This window comes from Ileibacterium valens (assembly GCF_001945525.1).
In the GTDB taxonomy this organism is placed as follows: Bacteria; Bacillota_I; Bacilli_A; order Erysipelotrichales; family Erysipelotrichaceae; genus Ileibacterium; species Ileibacterium valens.
Map to the genome: position 1 here is coordinate 1 of NZ_MPJW01000198.1, position 10,254 is coordinate 10,254.

Consider the following 10,254-nt stretch of genomic DNA (forward strand, 5'->3'; position numbering starts at 1 on the left):
TCTTTTTATCTGAAGTTAACGAACAATTGACAATAAAGTTCAGAGAAATGAATGTCATTCATAAGTCCTGGAAGTAAGAGGTTTGACTATCCACGATAATTCTATGTTAATCCGCGTTTTTAGATGGTGGGGTCTCAGCGAAACCATTAACCTGTGAAAATCCACGTATATCAGATTGGTTTAAATAGCTGATGAATCCATTCCAGGATTTATGCATGACATTCACTAATCCCTTTATGTAGTTAAAAAATAAATTAGTTAGCCCTCAGTGCGCCCTTGACAAGGGGGGCTTTCATATCAGAATCAACGAGTTTTAACCTGCAATCTACCATTTTAGTTCAGGTGTTTGACAGCAGTTCAGAGAAGCTGCCTGTGCAAGGTCTGAGTGATGGGCGTTATAACTCTGTTGGCCTGTGTAACAGCAGTGATCCACGCATTGAGACAGCTCCACTCCTGGCGAACCATTGACCTGTTGGTAACCAATCCACGTATAACAGAGTGGCCAAAAGCCGGGGCCAATTGCCGTGCAGCTTCTGTGAAGTGCTGTCTACCATCGAACCAAAATGAAGACTATCAATGGGGGTAAGGGGGCAATATGTCTTCTTATTCACTCTTGACAAAGGTCATTTCATAACAGCTATACAGAAATGGAGCTTTTTAACATAGAATCAAAAACGGTTAGTTTTTTTTTTTTTTTTTTTTTTGAGAAAATGCTCCACTTTAGCAGACTCTGACTTCTATTTCTAAACAGGCTGAATCAGAAGGTTGGTCTGTAGCTCTAGAAGAGATCAGTTTACGAAAGAAGAAATCCAGAAACCATGGAAAAAAACTGAACCATATTGTCAGTGCCTTTTATAGAAGCAGAATTGGGAATAAAGAAGTATCAGAATATGTTGCAGACCAGTACTCACCAGGCAGCCGCTTTGTGATTGCTCGACGAGCTCTTGGATTTACAGAATGGTATGAACCTAAAAAGAGCAAGTTAAAAAGAAAGAATGCAAATATTGAAATAAGAATATGAAGTTCATAAAACGGATGGGGTGTATTCACCAATGGAACCTGTCTAACTCCATCTTTCATTTTTTACCCTTACCTACAAAATTAGTTTCTCAAATTCTATAATCCGTCCTAAAAACCGATTTCAATCTTATACGGATTGGACCGTGCCAAACATACCAATGCTGAAACAGGAGGATTTTCGACCTCTTATGATGCCGGAAGTCATTTCCTGACTCTGAAAATACTCTGTAAATAACAAAGAAAAAAAGTCGATCCTATCGAAAAAAACGAGAGGATCGACATCTTAATTTAATGTCTTGATTTGTAAGTCTGCAAAATTACCTTTGTAGTATCAGTTTGATCTATAAACCGGCATATGCATTTGTTGTGTTGTATACAATGATGTCTTTTTTAGGAATGTGTGGATATTCTTGTTCAACCACTTGTCTTAATTTGGCTTCACTTATTTTACACTGAGCCCGATAAGAACCTTCGCCGATACGCACCCATTTTCCGACTCTGGATAATGTCTTATTATCCCGAATGTCGGCGTTTTTAAAATCTCCAGTGAATTTGATCAGAAATGGAACTTCAAGCTTTTCTTTGTTTCTATATATCCAGCGAACAACAAATCCACATCCAATAGCTGCTAATAAGCCAAGAGCAAGCTGTTGCATATCCTATCCTCCTTTGTGGTTGAGATTAACTAATTGTATTCTAGTAAATAAAGTCAAAAAAAACTGATGAACTATAGAGATTATAAAAATTTTATTTTTTGATAATATTGCTGAAAAATTCCTTAAATAAGAATAAATGTTTCGATAACCATATACATATCTTTCATTTTGGAATTTAAATGAGGTAAGGATATTCTTTAGAGATAGGAAGAAATTGTTTGTATTTTAAAACTCAAGAGAGAATTATAGTGATATAAGAGCGCTAATACTGCCTGATAAAAAGCATAATGAAGAAATAAAAAAAGTATGTCATAAGAATGACATACAAATATTTATTTCCTTATTTATAAATAAGGTTTATTGTCTAAAATGGTGGATCCTTAGGGATTCGAACCCTAGACCCACTGATTAAGAGTCAGTTGCTCTGCCAGCTGAGCTAAGGATCCATTGATTAGATTGTTTGTTTTACAAGTAACTTCGTTGCTTGCTCGAAAATAATATCACATTAAAACAGGAAATCAAAGAAAAAGTATCTGAAATTTAAAATGATCATTTTGAGCTTATTTGAATTTAATTAAGCGCATAAATGACGCATACGGTCTGTTGTTATGGTTTTCTAAAAGTTTGAATGGATCTTAACTGATACAAAAGTTTCAAGTCTTGGGCAGATATTTCGTTACAATTAGGAGTACTGAAGAGAAAAGGAGAATTTATGAAAATTGAACACGCTGCACTTTATGTTGAGGATCTGGAAAAAGCAAAAAATTTCTTCACAACGATGCTTAAAGGAGTAAGCAATGAGATTTACCATAATCCAAAAACCGGCTTTTCGTCCTATTTTATTGAATTTGACGAAGGAGCCAGACTGGAGATTATGAATAAACCAGGATTGCTTAAGGCAAATTTTGAAACCCCAAGAACAGGATATGCTCATCTTGCTTTCAGCGTAGGAAACAAAGAAGAAGTAGACCGACTGACCAAAGAACTTCAAGAAGCTGGTTATGAAACAATGAATGGGCCAAGGATGACTGGAGATGGTTATTATGAAAGCGTCATAGCTTCTGTTGAAGGTCATCCAATCGAAATTACTATTTGAGCTCATAATTAAAGTTACTTACGATTTACTAAAGAAGTCCTTAAAAAACTCTGCAATCAGGAGATTTATCTGATTGCAGAGTTTTTAAGCTGAATAAATCGATTTAGCAATTCACTCAGTACTTTATGAAGTGGACGATAGAGTATCAAGACCAGGATGAAATTGCTTGTTCCATGAATCAGATCAAAAAGAACACCGCTTTGCCACCAGGCGATGGCTCCACTAATACCAGAGATAAAAATCATCGGTATAGCGCAAAATGCACCAAAACAGTAACCAAATAGAGCAGCTGTACAGGCATAAACAAAGGCTGAATTGGATTTTCTAAGAAGACAGGAAATCACAAGAAGCAATGGCCAAAGATACAGATAATTAAGTACCCAGATATTAGCCCCCCATGTAAGAACTTCACATAAGATATAAATCAGGATGGCCCATATGGATTGAATTCCTAAGGTACTGCCAAGCACGATAACCATTAAGGTGACTGGTTCAATATTTGGAAAGGGAGCCATAACCATTTTTAAAGCGAAGATTAAGGCTCCAAGGCAGGAATACAAAGTGATTAAACGAATTGTTTTCAGAGATTTCATGTAAGTCAGGTTTAAGGTTGTAACTATTTTTCCAGAGTGGGGAGATTACTCTTTTGTATAGGTCCATGTATAAACTGAACCGTCTTCAATCAGAGTCTCATCAACTCCCTGATCTGCAGGCTTTCCATCAGTCAGCAGCTGCCACCAGGAACCATCCTGTTCAAAATTGCTCTTTTCATCATCGACCTCTTTAACAAACAGACCATAAGGGCCTTCTTCTCCAGCGATTAATCCTTCTTCAAGCAGCAGATCTCCCAGGTATGACTGATCAGTAACATATTCATAAGTTGCTTTTGTTCCATCTTTATGGATAACCTCAACAGTCAACGATTTCTGTTTTTCTTTATCAACATCCTTTGAATCTGTTGGTTTGCTTGATAAAGCTGTGATTCCAAGAAATCCAGCAGCTCCAAGTACACATAATCCAAGCAAAATAGATGTGGTTTTCTTCATAGGCAGTCCCTCTCATGTATTTAAAGTTGTGATTTTAAGTTGCTGGTAATAGTTTTCGTTATAATTCAATTTATGTCAAACAGATTTTGCGGCTGTAAATGAAAGAAGGTGAATCAATGAATAAAAAAGTTATGATTCCTGGAGTCGATCTGGATCTAGCTCTGATTTATTCAGGTTGTAAAAAGCCATTTCAGAATGAACTTGTAATGAAGATGGATCAGCTTCATGAGGAACTTCAAAGTTCTGTTATGCCAAAAACCTACTGGCGGCTCTTTGATCTTGAATTTCTTGATAACAAAGTTGCACTAAAAGGCACTTCAATCGTTCTGGAAGGTGAGCTTGCCGCCAAACGGCTTCAAGAATGTAAACAGGTTGTTTTTATGGCTGGAACCCTGTCGATTGGATTTGATCAGAAGCTTGCCTCGAAAAGTCTTGTCAATGCATCGGATGCCTTGCTTTTTGATTCACTTGGATCTTCTGCAATTGAAAGTGTAATGGATCAGATTGAACAGGAAATCCAGCAGGATCTGCCTGATATCAGACTACTACCGAGATTTTCATGCGGCTACGGCGATTTACCTTTAAAACTACAGAAAGATCTTTTCAGAGAATTTGATCTGAGCAGAAAATGCGGGATTTATTTAAGTGATTCATTGATGATGAATCCGACGAAAAGCATTACTGCTTTTGCAGGTGTAAAGAATCAGATGATCATGGATTGCTGCAGTATGGAAACCAAGATTTCAAAGCAAAAGAATCATAATTGTGACGAATGCACAATGAAATCCAAATGTGAGTATTCAAAGACCATCTCATATTGAAACCAGAAGCTAAACAAGCAGATGTAGAAGGATCAAAAATTAACAACTAAGAAAAAACCAGGAATTGACAGTCGAAATTGAAAGTCGAAGTGAAAAGTTGAAAAAAATCGACCAGGAATGACGAAACAGTGGAGAACGATTATGAATAAAAGAGAGTTTAAAGACCGATTAAAAGGATTTACTTTGCTTGATGGAGCGATGGGAACAATGATTCAGCAGCGGGTTTTGCCTTATGCTGAAATACCGGAACTCTATAATCTTCGAGCACCTGAAGTCATGCAGGAAATACATAAAGAATATGTTGATGCAGGCTCAGATATTATTTACGCCAATACATTTGGGGCAAATCCTTTAAAAATCAAGGATCTGAATGAAAGTCTTGAAGAGATTATTCAGGCTGGAATACAGAATGCCAAAGAAGCGGTCAAAGGGACAGACACCTTGGTTGCCCTGGATGTAGGACCGACAGGTCAATTATTGGAACCAATGGGTACGTTAAGTTTTGAAGCAGCTTACGACGCATTTGCTTCAGTGGTAAAGGCTGGTGTTAAAGCGGGAGCCGATTTGATTGTCATCGAGACAATGACTGATCTTTATGAAACCAAAGCTGCTTTACTGGCCGCAAAAGAGAACAGTGATTTGCCAGTTCTGGTCAGCATGACTTTTGAAGCCAATGGCAGAACTTTTACAGGCTGTTCTCTTGAAGCCATGGCATTAACTCTTGAATCCCTTCAGGCGGATGCCATCGGGTTGAACTGCTCATTAGGTCCTTCACAGATGGTTGAACTGATCGACAAGTTAAGTCATTTAACGAGTCTTCCAGTTCTTGCCAAACCCAATGCCGGCCTTCCGGATCCAAGAACCGGAAAATATGCCATGAGTCTGCAGAAATTTGAAGAAGCTGCAAAGAAGTTCATCGAGAGTGGTGTAAATCTTCTTGGAGGCTGCTGTGGAACGAATCCAGAGCATATCCAAATCCTCGAAAAGCTGACAGAAAACAAAAAGCCTGTTTCTCGAGATGTCACAAAAAGGTATGGAGTCTGCTCGGCATCAAAAGCATTCTACAGTGATCAGGTTGGCGTAGTTGGTGAGAGGATTAATCCAACGGGTAAAAAGCGGTTTGCAAAAGCTCTCCTTGATCAGGATCTGGATGTGATCGCAAGATTTGCCCTTGAACAAAAGGAAGCTGGCGCAGATCTGCTCGATGTTAACGTTGGGTATCCAGGAGTGGATGAAGAAGTCATGCTTCCAGCTGCTATAAAGAAGATTCAATCCGTCTGTGATCTGCCTCTGATTCTTGATTCATCCAATCCAAAAGCTCTTGAAAATGGGCTGCGAGTAGTCAACGGAAAGGCTGCCATCAACTCTGTGAACGGGAAAGAAGAATCGCTAAATACCATTTTACCGATTGCTGCAAAATACAATACATGCCTGGTCGCTTTATGTCTTGATGATGAAGGAATTCCTGAAGATGCTCAAAAGCGAATTGAGATTGCCAAAAAGATTATTGATCGAGCGGATCAAATGGGTATTGATAAAAAGGATTTATGGATTGATGCCCTGACTTTAACATTGAGTGCCCAACAGGATCAGGCGCTCGAAACTTTACAGACAGTAGAATGGGCTGATTTGCAGGGGATCCCAACGATTCTTGGCGTTTCAAATATATCCTTTGGCTTGCCCCTTAGAATTCTGATCACTCAGACATTTCTGATCGGAGCACTCAGCAAAGGTCTTCGATTGGCTATCATTAATCCAAACACAAAGGAACTGATGGATGCAGTTGCAGCATTTAAGGTGATCAATAATCAGGATAAAGGAGCCAGAGCGTATATCGATCGTTTTGCTCTTCAGGAACAGAAAAGTAAAGAAGAATCCAGAAGGAAGGCCCAGCTTCATAAAGAACCATCAGAATCCGCTTCCGGATTCTTGGAAGTTGCTGGAGATCATTCAAACGAAAGTGAGAATTTGAATTCTCCACAGTCTGAATCGAATGATCTGATTCATGCCATTAAAAATGGAATGGAAAGTGAAGCTGCCCATGCAGCCAGAAATCTTTTAAATAATGCAGTTTGCTCTGAGTTGGATATTACTGAAAAATATCTGATTCCAGCACTTGATCAGGTTGGGCAGGATTATGAAAACGGGATACTGTATCTGCCGCAGCTGTTATCGGCAGCCGGAGCAGCGCAGAAAGTATTCGAAGTTTTAAAGGAGTCGATGGCCGAAAAGGGAACTGGCTCCATTCAGAAAGGCAAGATCGTCCTGGCGACAGTCAAGGGAGATATTCACGACATTGGAAAAAATATCGTTAAAACTCTTCTGGAAAACTATGGTTATCAGGTGATTGATTTAGGACGGGATACAGATCCGCAGCTGGTCTTAGAAACGGTTGAAAAGCATCAGATTCGGTTGGTTGGTCTTTCAGCGCTTATGACCACAACAATTCCTTCGATGGAGGAAACGATTGCCTTGCTTCATACATTAAAAAATCCACCGGTAATCATGGTTGGCGGAGCTGTATTAACGCAAGAAGCTGCAAAGGATATCAAGGCGGATTACTATGCTAAAGATGCAAGAGCATCCGTGGCAATTGCCAGAAAGGTGTTTGGTCAATGAGTTATCCATCAAAAATCAATACAAAGATAAATGCTGATTCAAATTCGAAAATCAGAGAAACTTTCAAACAGAATTCTGATCTGCGTATTCTTTCTCAATGGCCAGCAGACGATTTGCTTTTATTTGATGGAGCAATGGGGACGTTGTTTGCACAAAATACATCAAAACCATCAACAAAAACAGAAGCGGCTAATCGGATGGATCCAGATACGATTGTTCAAATCCATAAAGACTATATTCAAGCCGGCTGCAAAGCCATTAAAACCAATACCTATTCCTTAGCTGATGAGCTGGCCCAAAATCTTTCTGGACAAAAAGAAGAATACATTTCAGATTTGATTCAGGCTGCTGTTTTTAACGCCAGACAGGCAATTAAAGAATCAGATTGTCATGAAGAAATCTATGTATTTGCCGATCTGGGACCTATTTCAGCTGAAGCAAAATCGGATTCACTTTTGATCTATCAGAAACTGATCTCAATCTTTCTTGAACAGGGAGTCCGTAATTTTCTGATGGAAACCTTACCGGATACTGAGTGGATTGATGAAATAGCTGACTGGTTAAAAAATACATGTTCGGATAGTTTTCTTCTTGTATCAATTGCCTGCGCTGCGGATGGAATTACCCGAAGCGGTAAATCGGGCATTGAACAGATCAAAATACTGGATCAGATGGAATCTGTTGATGCTGTTGGGTTTAACTGTATGTGCGGTCCTTCTCATCTTCTGAATCTGGTGAAGGATCTTCCTGAATTGCATAAGCCGTTATCTGTAATGCCTAATGCTGGATATCCAAGTATCTTATCGAGAAGAACAGTTTACGATGGAACTCCGGACTATTTTGCTTCTGGCATGATTTCTTTAATTCATCATGGAGCAGTGATCCTTGGAGGCTGCTGCGGTACAACGCCTGAACATATTTCTGCACTGTTTAAGGAACTTGAACAGGAAAAGAAAAAGATTCTTGAAGATGTGGATCACTTGAATAAGTGCTCAGCACAGGAGACAGAAAAAAAAGTTCATTCAGACGAAGATCCTGAACTGGGAATACCAAATCCAAATTCATTTAAGGATGGAAAAGAACCAGGGATCCTTCTGAAAAATCATGCGGCAAAACGAAAATCCTATCTGGTTGAACTTGATCCACCAGCCAATGATTCCATTTCATTCTTTTTAGAAGGAGTCAGCCGGCTGAAACACAGTGGAGCTGACATGGTTACAATTGCTGACAATCCAATTGGAAGGCCTCGAGCAGATTCCTCCATTCTGGCATGCAAAATCAAAAGAGAAGCTGGAATAGAAGTTCTTCCGCACATGACCTGCAGAGACCGAAATCTCAACGCAATTAAAGCTTTGCTGCTGGGGCTGAGTATTGAGGATGTCCATCATGTTTTACTGGTTACCGGGGATCCTCTGCCATCCGATTTAAGGCAGGAGGTTCGTGCAGTCTATTCATTCAATTCAAGAATGCTTGCCGGCTTTGTCAAAACCTTAGGCGAAAGCAAAACCTGTACACCTTTTCATATGTATGGAGCACTTGATATCAATGCAAGAAACTTTGACGTTCAAATTCGAATCGCAAAGGAAAAGGAAGCTAATGGAATGGAAGGGTTTCTGACTCAACCCGCATTTTCTGATCGAGCCATTTCGAATCTGAAAAGGGCGAGAAAAGAACTCAAAGGTTTGATTATGGGAGGATTAATGCCTATTGTCTCCTATAAAAACGCTTTGTTTTTAGCAAACGAAATATCCGGGATGGATATTCCAGAATCGATCATTGAAAAGTATAAGGTTTTAAGCAGGGAAGAGGCGGAACAATTAGCACTCAGTATTGTCCTTAAAACTGCGGATCAGATGGGTGATGATGTTGATGGGTACTATATCATGACGCCATTTAAACGAGTTTCTCTCAGTCAGAAAATCGTAGAACAAATCAGAAAAATGGAAGAAGAAAAGCTGAATTAAAAAAATCATAATTTTTGACCGATTAAAAGATAGTAACGATCGGATAAAATCCCAAGAGAATTTTGATAATAGATTATAGTGGATGCTCGTATTAAAATGTTACGCAAAGACGGAAGTAATAACAATCTGGCTTACATGACCACTCTCTGCTAAAAAATACGAAAAATATGTATATAAAATATACAAAGAAAGAAATGCTGTTTAAAAAGTATTTTGCATTGTCAGCTCGTCTTACTTTTAGAATCAGCACCTTTATCTACTCGATCCAGGCAGCAGTTACCGGCAATCACGTCCAAGTCTTGTAGAAACAATAACACGAAGAAAAACTGAAGAATTCAGCAATCCCTTACTGAAGGTAACGAAATTCAATCCTGTTTCAAAGACAATAAAATAGGTTAAATGTTCGAGCTTTTATAATCAGAAGACAAAATATAATTGAATGCAGAAACACTAAGGAAGATAAAAAAAACGATTAATTTTATATTCAACAGGATCAACTCATTAGAATGAGTAAAAAATTGAACATTGGGAGGTGCAACATGCGTAAAGGTTTCTTTTGGATTTACTCAACACTATAGGATTGATCGTTTTACTATTCACGGAACCAAGACTAGGACGAGGAGGATGGAATTCAACGATTATCACTTTTGGAATCTTTATCATGGTGCAGATCATATTTAATGCGGGAATGAAGATCTGGCAGGAAAAAGAATTGAGAGGAAATCAGATATCAGCTCTACGAATTCACTTTTATTTCTATCTTCTTATTTCGCTGATAACAATAATATGTGGAATGATCTGGGCACCCGAAAAATTAAATATTATTTTCATATGGCCTTTTCTGTCTTTGGCATTATCGGCTGTATATATGTTTTACAATGTCATTAAGTTAAGCAGATAGAAGTGCGAATTGCTCCGCACTTCATCGTGGTGTTCAGAATCTACCAGAAATTTTTATCTGGAATCAGCCATTTTTCGGCTTCAAGCCTCACGAATACGATAAAAACTGAGTGATTTTCCGCACTTTATCGC

The 10,254-nt window shown here is 38.7% G+C and carries 7 protein-coding genes and 1 tRNA gene; 4 read left to right on the forward strand and 4 right to left on the reverse strand.

Annotated elements, in window-relative coordinates; genetic code table 11:
- Nucleotides 1-1,361: 1,361 nt before the first annotated feature.
- Both BO222_RS10390 and BO222_RS10395 read right to left on the reverse strand, forming a co-directional pair.
- The gene (locus tag BO222_RS10390; protein ID WP_075820734.1) at nucleotides 1,362-1,676 is read right to left on the reverse strand and encodes a hypothetical protein; all 315 of its coding nucleotides are present in this window, start codon (nucleotides 1,674-1,676) and stop codon (nucleotides 1,362-1,364) included.
- 370 nt (nucleotides 1,677-2,046) lie between these two features.
- Nucleotides 2,047-2,122, reverse strand: a tRNA-Lys gene (locus BO222_RS10395).
- Between the two features lie 266 nt (nucleotides 2,123-2,388).
- Here BO222_RS10395 and BO222_RS10400 point away from each other — a divergent pair.
- On the forward strand, nucleotides 2,389-2,772 hold the full coding sequence (locus BO222_RS10400) for a VOC family protein (protein WP_075820735.1): 384 nt from the start codon (nucleotides 2,389-2,391) through the stop codon (nucleotides 2,770-2,772).
- A gap of 65 nt (nucleotides 2,773-2,837) precedes the next feature.
- On the opposite strand, the gene BO222_RS10405 is transcribed toward BO222_RS10400, so the two are convergent.
- Complete coding sequence (locus BO222_RS10405; RefSeq protein WP_083647791.1) at nucleotides 2,838-3,365, reverse strand: hypothetical protein; 528 nt, start codon at nucleotides 3,363-3,365, stop codon at nucleotides 2,838-2,840.
- Between the two features lie 45 nt (nucleotides 3,366-3,410).
- On the reverse strand, nucleotides 3,411-3,818 hold the full coding sequence (locus BO222_RS10410; protein ID WP_075820736.1) for a DUF4430 domain-containing protein: 408 nt from the start codon (nucleotides 3,816-3,818) through the stop codon (nucleotides 3,411-3,413).
- A gap of 116 nt (nucleotides 3,819-3,934) precedes the next feature.
- On the opposite strand from BO222_RS10410, the gene BO222_RS10415 reads away from it, so the two are divergent.
- The 3 genes from BO222_RS10415 (at nucleotide 3,935) to BO222_RS10425 (ending at nucleotide 9,222) form a co-directional block, all read left to right on the forward strand.
- Entirely contained in the window at nucleotides 3,935-4,639 is a 705-nt protein-coding gene (locus BO222_RS10415; protein ID WP_075820737.1) for a vitamin B12 dependent-methionine synthase activation domain-containing protein, read from the forward strand.
- Between the two features lie 141 nt (nucleotides 4,640-4,780).
- Entirely contained in the window at nucleotides 4,781-7,258 is a 2,478-nt protein-coding gene (locus tag BO222_RS10420) for a homocysteine S-methyltransferase family protein (RefSeq protein WP_075820738.1), read from the forward strand.
- The gene (locus BO222_RS10425) at nucleotides 7,255-9,222 is read left to right on the forward strand and encodes a bifunctional homocysteine S-methyltransferase/methylenetetrahydrofolate reductase (RefSeq protein WP_083647792.1); all 1,968 of its coding nucleotides are present in this window, start codon (nucleotides 7,255-7,257) and stop codon (nucleotides 9,220-9,222) included. Before BO222_RS10420 ends, BO222_RS10425 begins: the two co-directional genes overlap by 4 nt.
- The last annotated feature ends 1,032 nt before the right edge of the window (nucleotides 9,223-10,254 follow it).